The sequence below is a fragment of the Pseudonocardia parietis genome, assembly GCF_017876315.1.
GTDB classification, from domain to species: Bacteria; Actinomycetota; Actinomycetes; order Mycobacteriales; family Pseudonocardiaceae; genus Pseudonocardia; species Pseudonocardia parietis.
In genome coordinates this window covers 4,280,813-4,297,941 of sequence record NZ_JAGINU010000001.1, presented here as the reverse complement: position 1 = coordinate 4,297,941, position 17,129 = coordinate 4,280,813, and the positions used below count along the sequence as shown (strand labels likewise).

Genomic DNA, 17,129 nt, shown 5'->3' with positions numbered 1-17,129 from the left:
CCCGACGACCGACGGCCCGTGACCACGCGGGTCCACGACACACCACCGGCGCCCGTCCGATCGGACGGGCGCCGGTGATCGGAAGAAGGTGAGTGCAGCGGTGAGCGTGCCCTCCGCAGCAGAACTGACCCGGGCGAGGACCGCACGTCGCTACGTGGCGATCCTGCTCGTGGCCGCGGGAGTCATCGCCTGCCTGCTCAACCTCGCGAACGTGTCCGGGGGAGCCCTCGGCGAGTTCCGCCTGCTCGTGACGATGGGCTTCCTGCTGCTCGGACCCGGCTGGGCCGCCGCGGGGTTCCTGCGTCGCGCACCCGCCGCGCACGTGTGGCTGCTGACCCTCGGTGTCGGCACCGCCGTCACGCTGATCGGCGGGCAGATCATGGTCAGCCTCGGGCTCTGGTACCCGAGCGTGGCGCTGTTCGTCGTCACCCTGCTGAGCGTTCCGTTCCTGCTGCGGCACGCGGTGGTCGCACAGTGAGTCCGGTCGGGCCGGCGCCCACCCCGCGTGACGCGGGTGGCCCCGGTCCCGGCCCGGTCTCCGGTATTCAGGCCGGTGCCGGCCACGATCCGTACGCCGACCCGGCGACCCGCGCGCTGCCCACGCCCGGCCCGGTGCTGCAGGAGAACGGGTCCGAGACACCGACCCAGCGCCTGGAGGTCGCACGGGCCCGTGCCCGCTCGCGGGAGTTCTCCGAGCAGCGCACCGAGTTCCTGCCGGCGGTCGGCCTGCGCGGGCCGGGGGAGAACCCGCCCCCGCCGCCCCGCGAGGCCACCGCGGCCGACGACGACGGCGGCGGCGCGTCGCGCAACGGTGGTATCGGCGACGGCCTCGCCCTGTCGCTGAGCTCGGCGTTCGGTTCGGTCGCGGGACTGCTCGGCTGGGTGATCGCCGCGCGGATCATGGACCAGGCCGAGGTCGGCCGGGCGTCGGAGTTCGTCGCCGCGATGCAGCTCATCGGCGGTGCCGCCCAGCTCAACCTGGGCATCGGCCTCATGCGCTGGCTCCCGGGCTCGGGCCGCAAGGCGGTCCGCCTGGTGTTCGGCGCGCTGCTGCTGATCATGCCGCTGTCCGGTCTGCTCGGGCTGGCCTACGCGGTCATCTGGCCGGGTATCGCCGTCACCGCCGGTGGCGGGTCGTTCGGGCTGGGCCTGGGACTGTTCGTGCTGGCCTGCGCGGGCTGGGGCGTGTTCGTGGTGCACGACTTCGTCATGGTCGCCGTCGGGCGGCCGTGGGTCGCGGTCTGGCGCAACGGGACTTTCGCCGTCATCCGGCTGGCGCTGCTGCTGCTGCTCGGTGCCTCCTTCGCCGCCCAGGGCATGGTGTTGTCCTGGGTGATCCCGGTGGTGCTGTGGGTCGCGGCGGGCACCGTCGTGCTCTGGTACATGACCCGCCGGTTCGCCGCCGCGGGCGGGCCCGGCGTGCTGCCGGAGCGCGCGGCGATGATGGCGTTCCTGGCACCGACGGCGCTGGCCCAGGTCGGCAACGCCGCGCTGTACAACCAGGTCCCGCTGCTGGCGAACCTGCGCCTCGGCAACGAGATCGGCGCCGTCTTCTTCATCTGCTGGCAGGCGGTGACGGTCGTCGACCTCGCGGCGACGTTCTTCACCAACTCCCTGGCGGTGCAGATCGCCCGTGAGCCGCACCGGTCCGAGGAGCTCGCGCGGGCGACCCGGCGCCGGATGCTGATCATCTTCGTGCCGATGCTGGTGGCCGGCGCCGCGCTCGGTTACCCGGTGCTGTCGCTGCTCGGCGCGGGGTACGCCGAGGGCTCCCTCGCGCTGGCGGCCCTGATGGCCGGGCTGCTGTTCCGGCTGCTCGTGGTGTTCGAGCTGGCCCGCCGCCAGGCCGACGGCGACGGCATGGGCTACGCCAAGCTCAACCTGATCAACACCGGACTGGTGGTCGGCTTCGCCGCCGTGGTCCCCCTGCCCGACCCGGAGACGACCTCGGTCAGCATGATGATGATGCCGATGGTCCTCGGGTACGTCGGCGCGCAGGTCGCCTGCGCGCTGGCACTCAGATTCGTCCCGGCGTGGAAGCGCCGGAGCACCTCGGAGGTGAAGTCGTGACGTCGGAGACCCGCCGAACGGGCGGACCCGACCCGTCCGCCCGGCCCCGCTACGCCGAGCACGGCGCGGGCGGCCAGGCCCACGGGGTCGAGGCGAGCCCGAGCGAGCGGACCCAGTACGTCCGCCCTCCGGGACCGGACTCGCCGACCACCGCGGTCCGCGGTCCCCTCCCACGCCCGGCCGGGACGGGCGGTCCGCCGCCACCTCCGCAGGCGCCGGCACCGACCGGCCCGCTGTCCCCGCTGTGGACCTGGGGCGCCCCGGTGCTCGCCGTGCTCGCGGTGCTGCTGCTGCCGTTCGCCGCCGCGACGACCGATCTGTCCGACATCGGCGGCTGGGGCCTGGCCGCGGTGCTCAGTCCGCTCGCGTGGGTCGCGGTCGGCCTGGCGGTGGCCTGTTGCGTGGTCGAGCTGTGGTCGCCGCGCCCGCGGATCCCGATGCTCGGCGCCGCGACCACGGTGCTCATCCTGTGCACCACCGGCATGCCGTCGGTCATCCAGCCGCAGGCCCGGTTCACCACCGCCTGGCTGATCTCCGGCTTCGTGGACGCGGTCGCCGGCAACGGGGTGCCGCCCACCGGCGTCGACGCCCGGTTCTACTGGCCGGCGTTCTTCGCGCAGTGGGCCTGGTTCCGGGACGCCGCAGGCGCCGACCAGCTGGACACGATCCTGCGCTGGTACCCGCCGGCCGTCGTCGCGGTGTGGGCGATCGGTGTCTACGCGCTCGCGCGCTCGATGCTGGGCGGCACCCGGGCCCCGTGGGTTGCGGCGTGGCTGTTCGTCGGCCTGAACTGGATCGAGCAGGACTACTTCTCGCCGCAGGCGACCGCGATCGTGCTGCTGCTCACGGTGCTGACCTTCGCGCTCGGTCCGCTGGCGACCCGCCGGGTGGACAACGCGGGCGTTCCCGGCTGGCCGAGGGCACACCGCGGCGCACCATCGCTTCCACGCTGGCGGCGATGGCTGATCAGTGCGATGACCCCGCCGAACAGTCCGACGCTGCCGGCCCGTCAGCTGCTACTGATCTACTTCTGCATGTCGCTGTGCCTGATCGCGCTGGCACCGACCCACCAGCTGACCCCGTTCGCGATCATCGGTCAGCTCGTCGTGCTGGCGCTCGTCGGCCGGTTCCGCGGGCGCGGGCTCGTGATCGTCGCGACGCTCGCGGTCACGGTCTTCATCCTGATCGCGGCCCGGGAGTTCTGGCTGAACCAGATCTCGATGATCACCGGCGGCGCCGGGGAGGCCGGTGCGGTCGAAGCCGGGTTCATCGAGCGGCTGGAGGGCGACACCGGCCAGATCGTGGTGAAGCTGCTCCGGGTGCTCATGCCGGGGCTGACCTGGCTGCTGGCCATCGCCGGTGCCTGGGTGTACTGGAAGCGGCGCCGCGACCTGGTGCCGATCGCGCTGGCCGGGATCCCGATGGGAATGGCCGTCGTCCAGAGCTACGGCGGCGAGCTGCTGTTCCGCGTCATCCTGTACGGGCTGCCGATCCTGACCATCCTGGCCGTGGACGCACTGCGCGCGTTCGCCCGGGTGAACCGCAAACGGGAACGGCTGTTCGTGGCCGCGATGCTGGTCCTGTTCCCGTTGCTGATCCTCATCCGGGGCGGCAACGACGCCTACCTCGACGTCACCACCGAGGACGTCCAGATGACCCGGCAGGCCTACGACCAGGCCCCGCCGGGCGCCACGGTCCAGCCGCTGGCGACGGTCGGCCCGTACGCACTGGAGGGCGTCGGCCAGCACAACAACATGGCGTCGGGCGGCGACGGCTGCGCGATCCTGGCCAGCGACCCGATCCGCTGCATCGAGCTGGTGCAGCCGCAGACACTGCTCATCTACAAGTCCATGGAGAAGCAGGGCGTCGTGCTGAACGGCGAGCAGCCGGGCTGGACGCTGGCGGTCCGCCAGCAGCTCATCGAGTCCGGCCAGTACCGGGCGACGTACGAGAACGGCTTCAACGCGGTTCTGGTCCGTAACGAGCCGCCCCCCGTGCCGGGCGTGCCCGCGCCGCAGGTACCCGCACCGGACACGGCAGCTCCGGGAGCGGTCGAGGGAGGCACCCCGTGACGGGATACGCGCTGACCTGGATCGTGTCCTTCCTGGTGCTGGCCCTGTTCGCGGCCCGGGCCTGGGTGGTGGAGACCAACCGCGGGCGGTTGTCGACCGCCGGGTCCGCCCAGCGGGGCCTGACCGCGGCGGTGGTCGCCTCGGTCGTCCTGCTGGTCCTGATGCTGACGCTGAACGGTGGCGCCGAGCTGGTCGACCTGCTGCTCAACGGGGAGGCCGCGGTGACCGCGCCGTCCGACCAGGCGCCGACGGGCGGTCAGCAGCCCGGGCAGGCCCCGGTCGCTCCGGCACCGCCGCCCGCCGACCCGGCGCCACCACCGGCCAACTGACCGCGTCCGGCAACGCGCGCCACCCCCGACATACCGCGAGGGGCACCCTCGGAGCACCGTGTGCTCCGGAGGTGCCCCTCGCGGCGTCCGGTCGGAAGCGGTATCCGGTCGGAAGCGGTGGCGGGTCAGCCGCTGTAGCCGATGGCCACGTACTTGGTCTCGAGGAACTCGTCGATGCCGACCCGGCCGCCCTCGCGGCCCAGGCCGGACTCCTTGACGCCGCCGAACGGCGCGGCGGGGTTCGACACCAGGCCGGTGTTGAGCCCGATCATGCCGCTCTCCAGGTTCTCCGCGATGCGCAGCGCCCGGTTGATCTCGCGGGTGTAGACGTAGTTGACCAGCCCGAACTCGGTCGAGTTGGCCGCGTCCAGGGCCTGCTGCTCGGTGTCGACGACGGTGATCGGCGCGACCGGCCCGAAGATCTCCTCGTGGTTGAGCCGCGAGTTCGCCGGGACGTCGGTGAGCACGGTCGGCGGGTAGAAGTAGCCGGGGCCGTCCTGGGCCTGCCCACCGATCGCGACGCTCGCCCCGTTGGCGACGGCGTCGGCGACCAGATCGGTGACCTTGTCCCGGCCCTTGGCGTCGATCAGCGGGCCGACGTTCACGCCGTCCTCGGTGCCGCGCCCGACCTTCAGACCGCCCATCCGCTCGGCGAGCTTGGCGGTGAACTCCTCGGCGACGCCGCGCTGCACGTAGAACCGGTTGGCGGCGGTGCAGGCCTCGCCCATGTTGCGCATCTTGGCGATCATCGCGCCCTCCACCGCGGCGTCGACGTCGGCGTCGTCGAGCACGATGAACGAGGCGTTGCCGCCCAGCTCCAGCGAGGTCCGCAGCACCTTCTCCGAGGCCTGTGCCAGGAGCTTCTTGCCGACCGGGGTGGACCCGGTGAACGAGATCTTCCGGGCCCGGCCGTCCCGGATGATCGGCTCCATCACGCCGCCCGCGTCGGTCGCGTTGATCACGTTGAGGGCGCCGTCGGGCAGCCCGGCGTCGGCGAGTACCTGGGCGAACGCCAGCATCGTCAGCGGCGTCTGCGGGGCCGGCTTGATGATCGACGCGCAGCCCGCCGCGATCGCCGGTGCGATCTTGCGGGTGCCCATCGCGAGGGGGAAGTTCCACGGCGTCACGAACACGCAGACGCCGACCGGCTGGCGGATCGTCAGGAAGCGGGTCTGGCCGTTCGGCGCGACCTGGTAGCCACCGTCGATGCGGACGGCCTCCTCGGCGAACCAGCGGAGGAACTCCGAGGCGTAGACGACCTCGCCGCGCGCCTCGGCGACCGGCTTGCCCATCTCCATCGTCATGAGCAGGGCCAGGTCGTCGGCCCGCTCGTGCAGCAGTTCGTAGGCCCGGTAGAGGATCTCGCTGCGCTGCCGCGGCGGCAGTGCGGCGATCGTCGGCTGCGCGGAGTGTGCGGCGGCCAGCGCGTCCATTCCGTCGGACGGGGCGGCGTCCGCGACCTCGGTCAGCACCTCGCCGGTGGCCGGGTCCTCCACCTTCGCGGTGGCCCCGTTCGCGGCCGCTCGCCACGTCCCACCGATGAACAGCCCGGTCGGGACGGCCTCCAGGACCCTGCGCTCGTCAGCATTGGTGCTCATGGCGAAAACGTACCTCGGTGAGTCGGCCCATAGACAGGAGCGGGGGATGGGGCGAAGGGCCATGATGACGACCGTGGCAGGAGCATCGACGACGCTGACCAGACTGCCGGAGCTCGTCCCCGAGCCCGTGGAGTTGCCCGGGCACCTGGCGGAGCTGCGGACCCAGGTCCGGTCCTTTCTGGACGCCGAACGCGCCGCCGGGGCGTGGACACCCCGCGCGGACGTGTGGCTGTCCGGCTGGGACGAGGCCTTCTCGAAACGGCTCGGCGAGCGCGGCTGGCTGGGCATGACCATCCCGACCGAGTACGGCGGGCACGGGCGTTCCCCGCTGGAGCGCTACGTGGTGACCGAGGAGCTGCTGGCCGCCGGTGCGCCGGTGGCCGCGCACTGGGTCGCCGACCGGCAGATCGGGCCGTCGCTGCTGCGGCACGGCACCGAGGAGCAGCGCCGGGCGTTCCTGCCGGGCATCGCCCGCGGCGAGGTCTATTTCGGCATCGGGATGTCCGAACCGGACTCCGGGTCGGACCTGGCATCGGTGCGCACCCGCGCCGAGCGCGTCGACGGCGGCTGGGAGCTGACCGGCACGAAGGTCTGGACCTCCGGCGCGCACCACGCGCACGCGTTCTTCGCACTCGTGCGCACGGCGCCGAAGGACGACGCCAACCGGCACGCGGGACTGTCGCAGCTGCTGGTCGAGCTGGACCGGCCCGGCATCGAGATCCGGCCGATCCCGCTGCTCACCGGCGCCCACCACTTCAACGAGGTGCGCTTCGACCGGGTGTTCATCCCCGACGAGCGGGTCTTCGGCGAGATCGGCAACGGCTGGGCACAGGTGACCGGGGAGCTCGCGTTCGAGCGGTCCGGCCCGGAACGGTTCCTGTCCACCTACCCGCTGCTGTCCGCGCTCGTCGGGGAGCTCCGGGCGGCCGGACCGGTCGACCCGGGCACCCGCCGCCGGATCGGCTCGCTCGTCGCGCGACTGTGGACACTGCGCAGCATGTCCCTCGCGATCGCCGGGGCGCTGGAGTCCGGGGAGGCACCCGAGCTGGCCGCCGCGCTGGTGAAGGACCTGGGTACCCGGTACGAGAACGAGATCGTCGACGCCGCCCGGCTGCTCGTCGACATCGGGCCGGACCCGGCCGCCGAGGGCGGGTTCGCCCGGCTGCTGGCCGACGCCGTGCTGCACGCCCCCGGCTTCACGCTGCGTGGCGGTACGAACGAGGTCCTGCGCGGCATCGTCGCGCGGGGGATGGGACTGCGCTGATGGCCCGCAACACCGAGCTGGCGGAGCTGGCCGAGTCGATCTTCGCGGACTCCTACGAGAAGGAAACCACGGGTCTGGACCGCACCGCCTGGACCGCGTGCGCGGAGTCCGGGCTGACCGCGCTCACCGCGCCGGACACCGGCGGGACCCTGGACGACGCCGCCGTGCTGCTCGAGGCGGCCGGCGCCTGGGCCGCACGGGTGCCCCTCGCGGAGACCGACCTGCTCGCCGGCTGGCTGGCCCGGGCCGCGGGTGTCGACGTGCCGGACGGCCCGCTGGCCGCCGTGGTGACCGCGACCGAGCCGACCGCTCCCATCGGCGGGGACCCGGCCGCTGCCAGCGCCGTCGCGGAGCCGCGACCCGGTGCGGCGGCGCCCACCGGCGTGTCCGGGGGGTCGCTGAGCACCGAGGGCGGCACCGTGTCCGGGACCCTCGCCCGGGTGCCGTGGGGGCGGTCGCTGGCGGCCGTCGTCGTGCTCGACGGGGAGCAGGTGCTCGTGCTCGACGCATCCGCCGCCACGGTGACCGAGGCCGCCAACATGGCCGAGGAACCGCGCGACACCCTGACCTTCTCCGGGGCGACCCCGCTCGCCACCGGCACCGCACCGGCCGGGGCGGCCACCGAGCTCGCCCTGCGCGCCGCGCTCGCGCGCTCGCTGCTGCTGGCCGGCGCCGCCCGCGGGGCGCTCGCCCGCTCGATCGGCTATGCGGGGGAGCGGGCGCAGTTCGGCCGTCCGATCGGGAAGTTCCAGGCCGTGCAGCAGATGCTCGCCGAGGCCGGATCCGAGGTCGCCGCCGCGTCGGCCGCGTCCGCCGCCGCGGCCCGCACCGCCCAGACCGCCGGGTTCGCCGCCCCGGAGACGACCTTCGCCGTCGCCGCGGCCAAGGCCCGTTGCGGGGAGGCTGCCACCGCGGTCGCCCGGATCGCCCACCAAGTGCACGGTGCGATCGGGTTCACCCGCGAGCACGACCTGCGGCTGGTGACCACCCGGCTGTGGGCCTGGCGCGACGAGGACGGCAACGAGTCCTACTGGAACGACCGGGTCGGTGCCGTGGCACTCGACGCCGGCGCCGACGGGCTCTGGCCACTGGTGACCGGCCGGCCGTGAGCTGCTGGTCACCGGGCGACCGTGAGCCACCGGCGACCGGATGGCCGTGATCGGTGCGTCGTGTCGGATCGGTGCCGGATCCGGCACCGATCCGACACGACCCGCTGATCACCGCCTCGGGCTCGGGCCCGGGGGAAGCCTCGGGCTCAGGCCCGGGGGATCTTGCGGAAGTCCCAGCTGGTGATCTTCTCCGGGCGCAGCCGCAGCCACGCGTGCCGGCCGTCGATCCCGATGTGCCCGCCGGAGTAGCGGTCGGCGAACGCCTGCTCGACCCGCTCCAGCTCGGCGTTCGGCTCCCCGGTCCGCGGCACCTCACCGACCACCTCCACCGACCCGCGCAGCTCCACACCGCGCAGCTCGCCGTAGTCGTGGCCGGCGTCGACGACGACCGCGATCCGCGGGTCGCGCTCCAGATCGGCCCAGCGCTGGGAGCGCGACAGCGAGGTCAACCAGAGCGCCGAGCCGTCCCAGAGGTACCAGAGCGGGGTGGCGTGCGGGCCGTTCGCGCCGTTGGTGGCGACCCGGCAGGTGCGCTCCGCGTCGAGGAACGCGGTGACCTCCTCGGGGGTCATCGCGATCTTGCGGGCGCGGCGTTGCGGCTTCGGTGCGGTCACCGTCCCACCGTAGATCAGGATCAGGGAGCATCGGGGCGTGCTCTCACCCGGACTGGAGAAGGTCCTCGCCCAGGACCGTCCGACCCCGTACCTGGCGCTGGACCCGCAGGTCGTGCGGCAGCGCTACCGGGAACTGGCCGCGGCGTTCGGCGACGCGCAGATCCTCTACGCGGTCAAGGCCTGCCCGGAACCGGCGGTGCTGCGGGCACTGGTGGGCGAGGGCGCCGGGTTCGACGTCGCCTCGCAGCAGGAGATCACGCTCTGCCTCGCCGCCGGCGCGGACCCGCGGACGCTGCAGCACGGCAACCCGGTGCGCGGACCCGGCGCCGCGGCACGGGCGGCCGCGGACGGCGTGCGACGGTTCGTCACCGACAGCGCCGAGGACGTCGACGCGCTCACCGCCGAGGCCCCCGGCGCCCGGGTGCAGGTGCGGCTCTCGGTCGACGACACCGGCTCGGCGACGCCGTTCCACGGCAAGTTCGGCGCGCTGCCGGGCGAGGCGGTCGCCCTGCTGCGCCGCGCGGCGCAGCGGGATCTGGAGCCGGTGGGTGTCACGTTCCACGCCGGGTCCCAGCAGACCCGCCCGGGCACCTACGCCGCGGCGGTCGCCGTCGCGCTGGAGACGGCCGGGCGGGCCGGTCTGGCCCGGCCCGAGCTGGATCTGGGCGGCGGCTGGCCGGTGGCCTACCGGTCGCCGGTCGCGGGGCCCGCGGAGTTCGCCGCGGCCGTGCGGGACGCCGTGGACGGCGCCGCGGCCGCCGGGCACGTCGACGGCGCCGACCTGCTGCTCGAGCCCGGACGCGCGCTGGCCGGCCCGGCCGGCGTCCTGCGGTCGAGCGTGCTGCGGGTCTCGCGCCGGCCCGGGATCGACCACCGCCGCTGGGTCTACCTCGACGTCGGCCGCTACCAGGGACTCGCGGAGACCGAGGGGGAGGCGATCGGCTACCCGCTGCGCGTGCCCGGGCGGGCCGGTCGTCCCGCCCCCGCGGTGCTGGCCGGGCCCACCTGCGACGGCGACGACGTGATCTACCGCCGCACCCCCGTCGCGCTGCCGGCCGACCTCGCCGCGGGCGACCTGGTCGACCTGCTGCACACCGGCGCCTACACCTCGAGCTACGCCTCCGTCGGGTTCAACGGGTTCGGCCCGCTGGACGTCGTCGTCGCCGACGAGGCATGAGGCGTGCCACGCCGTGAGGATGAGGCGTGCCACGCCGTGACGGTCCGGGGCGGACATCCACCTCACGGGGGGTTTACCGTTCCCGGACGTGTCATCCTCCACCTCGCCGACCCAGCCCGTGCCGTCCGAAGCGGCCGGGGAGCTGAATCCGAGCCACGGGCTCGCCGGACCGGACTCGCCGGCGTTGCCGAGTACGTCCTCGCCGGTCGGCAGGCACGTCCTCGCCGAGCTCGGCGGCATCGACGCCGCGATCCTGGACGACGAGCAACGGCTGCGGACGGACCTCGCCGCGGCGCTGACCGAGGCCGGTGCGCAGGTCCGCCAGATCGTCACCGAGCGGTTCGAGCCGCAGGGCGCGACCGTGGTCGCGGTGCTGGCCGAGTCGCACGCGTCGATCCACACCTGGCCGGAGCACGGTGGCATGCACGTCGACGTCTTCACCTGCGGGGACAGCGCGGACCCGGTCGCCGCGGTACGCGGGCTCGCCGAGCGGGTCGGTGCGACCGACACCGCGCTGCAGATCGTCGACCGCGGCGGCGCCCCGCGCACCGTGACCGAGCCGATCTCCGACGGGCTGGACCGCCGCTGGCGGCTCGGTCCCGTGCACCACGTCGCGCACACCGGGTTCCAGAAGGTCGTCGTCGCGGACACCGCCCACGGCGTCACGCTGTTCTGCGACGACGAGCGCCAGTCCACCGAGCAGACCCAGCTCACCTACCACGAGGCGCTGGTCTGGCCGGGTGCGCTGCTGGCCCGTGACCTGCAGCGGGTGCTGATCGTCGGGTCCTCGGAGGGCGTCGCCTCGGAGATGGCCGTCGCCGCCGGGGCCACGCACGTCGACCACGTGGACATCGACACCGAGGCCGTCCGGATCTGCGCGGAGTACCTCCCGTACGGCTACACCCCGCAGAGCCTCGCGGCGGCCGAGCGGGGTGACGGCCCGGTGACGCTGCACTACGCCGACGGCAGGCGGTTCGTCCTGGACAGCACCGAGCACTGGGACCTGATCCTCGTGGACCTGCCCGACGAGCGCCCCGACGAGCCGGACGCCCAGATCAACCGGCTCTACGAGGAGGACTTCGTCCGGGCCTGCGCCGACCGGCTCACCGAGGGCGGCGTGCTCGTATTCCAGGCGGGCAGCCCCGCGGTCTGGCGCGACGCCACCCTCACCTCGGCCTGGCAGCGGTTCGCCGCGGTGTTCGGCGAGACCGGCGGCCGGGGCGTCTACATCGGCTGCGAGGAGCACGAGTGGGCGTTCCTGGCCGGGGTCCGCGAGCCGATGGACGACCCCGGCGAGGTCGCCGCGACCCGGCTGGCGGCGATGCCGTCGCGGCCCGCGCTGTGGGACGAGGTGTCGCTGCGGCACCGGCTGGTCGCGCCGCTGTCGCTGCGGCGGCTCACCGGCTGAGGCCCGGCGCCCGATCGGGGCGTAACCGCGGGTCACGATGATCGTTGGGCGGGCAGGGTCGGTGAGCTGGTCACCGCCCGCCCGACCGGAGGTCCGTGAACCGTGCGCCGTTCCCGCCCCGCCCGTTGGCTGGCCGTGGCCACCATGACCCTGCTGTCCTCGGCGGGCATGGGCGCGCTGGCGCCCGCGCAGGCCGAGGCCCCGACGACGTTCGCCGAGACCACGCTGTCCGCGCGCAACCTCGACACCGCCCCGGTCGGGCGCTACGTCGCGCTCGGCGACTCCTACGCCGCGGGCCCGCTCGTCCCGCTGCAGACCGGCCGCCCGGCAGGCTGCAAGCGGTCGAACCACAACTACCCGGCGGTGCTCGCGAGCTCCGCCGGGTTCCGGGACTTCACCGACGTGTCCTGCAGCGGCGCGACGACCGAGGACATGACGGCCCCGCAGGAGGTCCCCCTCGGCCCGAACCCGCCCCAGCTCGACGCGCTCGACGGCTCGGAGTCGCTGGTCACGGTCACCGTCGGCGGCAACGACATCGGGTTCGGCGAGATCATCCAGGAGTGCGTCACCCGCTCGTCGCAGAACCTGCTCGGCGCGGCCTGCCGGGACTTCTACACCGCGGGCGGCGAGGACCAGCTGACCGGTCGGATCGACGAGGCCTCGTCGAAGGTGGCCGACCTGCTGTCGGAGATCCGGGACCGGGCGCCGGCCGCGCGGGTCGCGGTCGTCGGGTACCCGTCGATCCTTCCCGACGAGGGCCCCGGCTGCTACCCGATCGCTCCGTTCAGCGCGGGCGACACCGCGTACCTGCGCGACGTCGAGAAGCGGCTGAACGGGATGCTCGCCGAGGAAGCGGCCGAGGCGGGCCTCGACTACGTCGACACCTACACCCCGACCATCGGCCACGACATCTGCACGCTGCCGGGCCAGAAGTGGGTGGAGGGCCTGGTCCCGACCTCCCCGGCCGCGCCGGTGCACCCGAACGCGCAGGGCATGCGCGCCATGGCCGCGGCCACCGGAGCGGTGATCGGCGTGCCGGTGGCGGCGCCGTCGTCGCAGCCTGCCCGGGCCGAAGCCGCCTCGACCGGCAGCTGAGCGCGCCGATCCCGGCCCGCGCCGGCGGGTGCGTGCCAGACTCGCGCCCGTGACCGCGCGGTGGGGCGGGCGAGGGCCCGCATGGTGGGCCGAACTGCGATCCCGGGCGGCCACGGTGGACCCGGGCCACACCCGGCTGCACCTGGCCTCGGTGGCGACCGCGGCGATGCTGTGCGCCGCGCTGCTGACCACCGGCGTGCGCGTGCTGACCGGCGCACCTGTCACGATCGTGCTGTTCTCCGTCGTGCTGGCGATGATCAGCAACCTGGCCGTGAACGAGCCCGAGCTGGCCCGGCGCCGGGTCACCACCGCGCTCATGGTGCTGCCGGCGGCGGCGTCGGCGACGCTGAGTGCGCTGCTGGCCGGGCACTGGATCGCCGCGGACACCGTGTTCGTGCTGATCATGATGGTGGCCGTCGGGGTCCGGCGGTTCGGCCCGCGCGGCACGGCACTGGGCATGGCCACGTTCTCGCCGTACTTCCTCGTGCAGTTCCTGCAGGTGGGGCCGCCCGGGCTGCCCTACCTGCTCGCCGCCGTCGTGATCGGTATCGGGAGCACCTTCGTGCTGCGCTGCCTGGTCTTCGTCCGTCGCGTCGAGACCGTGCTCGAGGCGCTGGTGCGGGCCTTCGAGGCCCGGCTGCACGTGGTCCTGCTCGCCGCGTCGGACGTGCTCGACGCGCACGGCAGGCTCGCGGCGCCCGACCTCGCCCCGCTGCAGCGGGCAGAGTTCCGGCTCAACGAGACGGCGCTGCTGGTCGCGGACCGCCTCGACGACGCCGACGACGACCCGGCCGTCCGCCGCCCCGCATACCTGCCCGGCGGCGCACCCCCGGGCGGCCCGGACGAGGCGGAGAGCGAGATCGCCGGGCTGCGTCAGTGGATCGTGGACTCCGAGCTCGCCGCGGAGCGGGTCGCGATGGCGGTGCGCCGGTCCGTCGAGCACCACGACGCGATCCCGGCCGATGACCGGGAGGCCCTCGGCGCGGGCGTCCGGGCGCTGGCCGCGGCGACCTCGGTGGGCACGCCCCGGCCGATGGCGGCGAGCCTGTACGGGTCGGCGCGCGACGCCGTCGACGACATCGTCGCCCGGCCGGGCGGGAGCGGGCCGGACGCCCGTGCGCAGCGGATCGGGTTCGCCGTGCTGCGGCTGGCCGACGCGATGCAGACCACCGTCGAGCAGGCGCAGCGCCGGATCGCCGACCGACGCGACGCCGACGCCACACCCGGCACGCCCTCCGAACCCGAGCGCCCCGGGGAGGCCGAGTCCGACGGCCTGAGACTGCACACCCGCCAAGCGGTACAGGTCGGTGTCGCCGGCGGCCTCGCCATCGTCGTCGGGGAGCTGATCTCCCCGGACCGCTGGTACTGGGCGGTGATCGCGGCATTCGTCGTGTTCGCCGGGACCGCCAGCCGCGGTGACGTGCTGAGCCGCGGCTGGGCCAGGGCGGTCGGCACCGCGGGCGGGGTCGTCGCCGGGATGCTGCTCGCGCTGCTGGTCGCCGGGAACGTCCTCGCCAGCCTGGTGCTGCTGTTCGTGTGCGTGTTCCTCGCCCTGTACCTGGTGCGGATCTCGCAGACGATGATGGCGTTCTGGATCACCGCCGTGCTCGCGCTGGTCTACGGCGTGATCGGGCAGTTCAGCATCGAGACGATGGTCCTGCGGGTGCAGGAGACCCTCGCCGGCGGTGCGCTCGGGATGCTCGCCGCCTACCTGATCCTGCCGACCCGCTCGCGCAACGCCTTCGCCGACGCCCTGGACGAGGCGCTGTCCGCGGTGGACGCGTCGCTGCGCTGCTCGGTGGACCGGGCCCTGGGCCGGTGGGGCACCGACGACCCGCTGGAGAAGGCCCGCGAGGTGGGCACCGCCGTCGCGACCGTCCGGGACCGGGCACGGCCGCTGGAGCACCCGTTCATCCGCCGCCCGCTGCGCCGCGGGGTGCACCACACGGTCCGGGTGCTCGGCGCGCTGGACCACTACACCCGCCTGCTCGCCGCGCAGGCGGCGACGGCGCACGTGCCGGGCTGGGCGGGAACCCTGGACCCGGCCGCGGTGCGGGTGCGGGAGAACGTCGACGGGCTGCGCCGGATCCTGAACGACGGCTGGGGCCCGTCCGACCGGCGCGAGCACGGCCCGGACTCCTCGTCGGCGGACTACGGCGTCGCCTCGGCCGAGGACCTGATCGACACCGCCGAGGCGGACGCCGCGGCCCAGCCCGCCGACCCGCCGTCCGCCGGCCCGCCGTCTGCCGGAGCCCGCACGGGCGGGGACACGCAGCCGCCGCAGGTGCCGGCGGGACTGCCCGATCTCCGGCTCCCGGGCGTCGAGGCCGTCGACACCGCGGGCTGGGTGGCGTCGACCGACCCGCCGGTCCGCAACACGACCGCGGGCTCGCCGCCCGGGCACCGGCTGCGCCGGCTGGCGGCCGCGCGGCTGCTGCGCCGGATCGACCAGCTCGCCGTCGGGCTGGCCCGGGAGCTGCGCGGCGGCACCTGGAACGAGCCGCCGGGGCACGGAGCCGCCCGGGTTAGGCTCCGCCGGTGATCAACGTGAGCACCAGCGACGGCGTCGGGATCATCGAGCTGAACCGCCCCGAGCGCCGCAACGCCCTCGACATCGCCACCTGCCGAGAGCTGGTCGACGCGGCCGCCACGGTCCGCGCCGACGGAGCGCGCGCCGTCGTCGTGGCGGGCAGCGGGCCGGCGTTCTGTTCCGGGGCCGACTTCGGCGAGGTCTACGGCGAGGACTTCCTCGACGCGCTCTACACCGCCCTGCACGCGGTCGCGGACCTCCCGATGCCGGTGGTCGCGGCGGTCACCGGCCCGGCGATCGGTGCCGGGCTGCAGCTCGCCCTGGCCTGCGACCTGCGGGTGGCGGCGCCGGAAGCGGTGTTCGGGCTGCCGACCGCGCGGCTCGGGCTCGCCGTCGATCCGTGGACGATCGAGCGGCTGGTGCAGATCGCCGGCGGCGGTACGGCACGGAGCCTGCTGCTGGCCTGCGCCACGGTCGACGCGCCGACCGCGCACGCCCGCGGCCTCGCCGACACCCTCGGGGACCGTGCCGCCGCCCAGGCCGTGGCCGCGGACATCGCGACGATGGCGCCGCTGACCCTGACCTACAACAAGCGCTCCGCGAACGCGTTCGGGCGCGGCGGGCACACCGGCGACGGCGTCGTCGCCGCCCTGCAGGAGGAGTTCGCCGCCTGCTGGCGGTCCGAGGACATCGTGGAGGGCCGCACGGCCCGTGCCGAGAAGCGCGCGCCGGTCTTCCGGGGGCGCTGAACCGCGCACCCTCCGGCGAGTTCATGATCTACTTCGGCTACTCTCCGGGTCCGGACGGTCGCGCAGGGCAGCTGAGCCCCGACGGGCGTCCCTCCGGGCCGTGCCGAACGGCGGCGACCGGCCGGAGCGCGACAGGAGGACGGGCGGATGCGACGAGCAACCCGGCGGTTCGGGATGCTGGCCGGGGTCGTCGCCCTGGCCGGGGCGGTCACCGCGGGTGTCGCGCTCGCCGAACCGGCCGACCCGCAGGCCGAGCCCTCCGCCGCGCAGGTCGTCAGCGGGCCGCTGGTCGCGGGTACCCCGTGCACGACGTCCGCCCGGGCCTGCGTCGACCTGGCCACCCGGCAGACCTGGCTCTTCGCCGACGGCCGGATCCTGGCCGGCCCGGTGCCGATGAGTCCCGGCGCACCCTCGGACCCCACCCCGCGCGGGGTGTTCGGGGTCCAGTGGAAGGCCGAGCAGTGGACCAGCCGGGAGAGCTACACGCAGATGCCGTACTCGGTGTTCTTCGCCGAGGGTGGCGTCGCGTTCCACCAGGGTTCGATGGACACGCCGTCCGCGGGCTGCGTCAAGCTCGACGAGGCGAACGCGCAGCGCTGGTTCGACACGCTGCAGGTCGGCGACCAGGTCCAGGTCCGCTGAGCTGACCGCGGATCCGTTCTACGAACCGTAGAAAGGATCGCGTATCATGAACGGCGTGACGAGTCTGGGCGAGTTGGAGCGGGCGGTCATGAACGTCCTGTGGGAGACCGACCATGACATGACCGCGCGCGAGGTGCAGGATCAGCTCGCCGACCGGGACCTGGCCACCACCACGGTGCTCACCGTGCTCGGCCGGCTGGAGCGCAAGCAGCTGGTGCACCGCATCCGGGACGGCCGTGCCCACCACTACCGGCCGGTCGCCAGCCGTGAGGACCACGTCGCGGAGCTGATGAGCGACGCGCTGGACGACGCCTCCGACCGTGGCGCCGCGCTGGCCCGCTTCCTCGGCACGATGTCCGACGACGAGCGTTCCCGGCTCCGCGATCTGCTCGGCTGAGACCCGCGGCCGGTCCGGTGCCCACCTCGCGGATCGGAGGGGTCGTGCGGCACCTCCGATCCGGTTCGGCCACGA

15 protein-coding genes are annotated in these 17,129 nt (G+C 74.3%); 13 read left to right on the top strand and 2 right to left on the bottom strand.

The window, feature by feature from the left end; translation table 11 throughout:
- The first annotated feature begins 100 nt into the window (after positions 1-100).
- From JOF36_RS20280 to JOF36_RS20265, 4 genes are read left to right on the top strand one after another with little or no spacing between them, the layout of a single operon-like run.
- On the top strand, positions 101-478 hold the full coding sequence (locus JOF36_RS20280; RefSeq protein WP_210029470.1) for a hypothetical protein: 378 nt from the start codon (positions 101-103) through the stop codon (positions 476-478).
- Positions 475-2,070: a lipopolysaccharide biosynthesis protein gene (locus tag JOF36_RS20275; protein WP_210029468.1), complete on the top strand. Its 1,596-nt coding sequence runs from the start codon at positions 475-477 to the stop codon at positions 2,068-2,070. The genes JOF36_RS20280 and JOF36_RS20275 overlap by 4 nt, the downstream gene beginning before the upstream one ends.
- Positions 2,067-4,142 (top strand): hypothetical protein, encoded by a 2,076-nt coding sequence (locus tag JOF36_RS20270; RefSeq protein WP_210029466.1) that lies wholly within the window; start codon positions 2,067-2,069, stop codon positions 4,140-4,142. The genes JOF36_RS20275 and JOF36_RS20270 overlap by 4 nt, the downstream gene beginning before the upstream one ends.
- Complete coding sequence (locus JOF36_RS20265) at positions 4,139-4,471, top strand: hypothetical protein (protein ID WP_210029464.1); 333 nt, start codon at positions 4,139-4,141, stop codon at positions 4,469-4,471. Before JOF36_RS20270 ends, JOF36_RS20265 begins: the two co-directional genes overlap by 4 nt.
- A 125-nt stretch (positions 4,472-4,596) precedes the next feature.
- Here the strand turns inward: JOF36_RS20265 and JOF36_RS20260 are convergent, their stop codons facing one another.
- Entirely contained in the window at positions 4,597-6,069 is a 1,473-nt protein-coding gene (locus tag JOF36_RS20260) for an NAD-dependent succinate-semialdehyde dehydrogenase (protein WP_210029462.1), read from the bottom strand.
- Between the two features lie 64 nt (positions 6,070-6,133).
- On the opposite strand from JOF36_RS20260, the gene JOF36_RS20255 reads away from it, so the two are divergent.
- Together JOF36_RS20255 and JOF36_RS20250 are read left to right on the top strand one after the other, a co-directional pair.
- Complete coding sequence (locus JOF36_RS20255; protein ID WP_245352264.1) at positions 6,134-7,333, top strand: acyl-CoA dehydrogenase family protein; 1,200 nt, start codon at positions 6,134-6,136, stop codon at positions 7,331-7,333.
- Positions 7,333-8,442, top strand: a complete 1,110-nt coding sequence (locus JOF36_RS20250; protein WP_210029455.1) for an acyl-CoA dehydrogenase family protein — start codon at positions 7,333-7,335, stop codon at positions 8,440-8,442. The genes JOF36_RS20255 and JOF36_RS20250 overlap by 1 nt, the downstream gene beginning before the upstream one ends.
- A 146-nt stretch (positions 8,443-8,588) precedes the next feature.
- On the opposite strand, the gene JOF36_RS20245 is transcribed toward JOF36_RS20250, so the two are convergent.
- Positions 8,589-9,056 (bottom strand): pyridoxamine 5'-phosphate oxidase family protein, encoded by a 468-nt coding sequence (locus JOF36_RS20245; protein ID WP_307862485.1) that lies wholly within the window; start codon positions 9,054-9,056, stop codon positions 8,589-8,591.
- 37 nt (positions 9,057-9,093) lie between these two features.
- On the opposite strand from JOF36_RS20245, the gene JOF36_RS20240 reads away from it, so the two are divergent.
- The 7 genes from JOF36_RS20240 to JOF36_RS20210 all read left to right on the top strand — a co-directional run bounded on the left by JOF36_RS20240 (position 9,094) and on the right by JOF36_RS20210 (position 17,054).
- Positions 9,094-10,233 carry a type III PLP-dependent enzyme gene (locus tag JOF36_RS20240; protein WP_210029449.1) on the top strand — a complete coding sequence of 380 codons (1,140 nt, stop codon included), beginning with the start codon at positions 9,094-9,096 and terminating at the stop codon, positions 10,231-10,233.
- Between the two features lie 88 nt (positions 10,234-10,321).
- A complete protein-coding gene (speD, locus tag JOF36_RS20235) occupies positions 10,322-11,641 on the top strand; it encodes an adenosylmethionine decarboxylase (protein ID WP_307862484.1) in 1,320 nt (439 codons plus the stop codon).
- Between the two features lie 102 nt (positions 11,642-11,743).
- Positions 11,744-12,736, top strand: a complete 993-nt coding sequence (locus JOF36_RS20230; RefSeq protein ID WP_210029444.1) for an SGNH/GDSL hydrolase family protein — start codon at positions 11,744-11,746, stop codon at positions 12,734-12,736.
- 49 nt (positions 12,737-12,785) lie between these two features.
- Complete coding sequence (locus JOF36_RS40970; RefSeq protein ID WP_210029442.1) at positions 12,786-15,278, top strand: FUSC family protein; 2,493 nt, start codon at positions 12,786-12,788, stop codon at positions 15,276-15,278.
- A complete protein-coding gene (locus JOF36_RS20220; RefSeq protein ID WP_210029437.1) occupies positions 15,275-16,015 on the top strand; it encodes an enoyl-CoA hydratase in 741 nt (246 codons plus the stop codon). The genes JOF36_RS40970 and JOF36_RS20220 overlap by 4 nt, the downstream gene beginning before the upstream one ends.
- Before the next feature lie 147 nt (positions 16,016-16,162).
- Positions 16,163-16,657 (top strand): L,D-transpeptidase, encoded by a 495-nt coding sequence (locus JOF36_RS20215; RefSeq protein ID WP_210029435.1) that lies wholly within the window; start codon positions 16,163-16,165, stop codon positions 16,655-16,657.
- Between the two features lie 55 nt (positions 16,658-16,712).
- Positions 16,713-17,054: a BlaI/MecI/CopY family transcriptional regulator gene (locus JOF36_RS20210; RefSeq protein ID WP_210029433.1), complete on the top strand. Its 342-nt coding sequence runs from the start codon at positions 16,713-16,715 to the stop codon at positions 17,052-17,054.
- Positions 17,055-17,129 lie beyond the last annotated feature (75 nt).

Excerpts from the sequence above, each read along its gene's own strand:
- JOF36_RS20260 (WP_210029462.1), bottom strand. The coding sequence starts at position 6,069 with ATGAGCACCAATGCTGACGAGCGCAGGGTCCTGGAGGCCGTCCCGACC.
- JOF36_RS20255 (WP_245352264.1), top strand. The coding sequence starts at position 6,134 with ATGACGACCGTGGCAGGAGCATCGACGACGCTGACCAGACTGCCGGAG.
- JOF36_RS20250 (WP_210029455.1), top strand. The coding sequence starts at position 7,333 with ATGGCCCGCAACACCGAGCTGGCGGAGCTGGCCGAGTCGATCTTCGCG.
- JOF36_RS20215 (WP_210029435.1), top strand. The coding sequence starts at position 16,163 with ATGCGACGAGCAACCCGGCGGTTCGGGATGCTGGCCGGGGTCGTCGCC.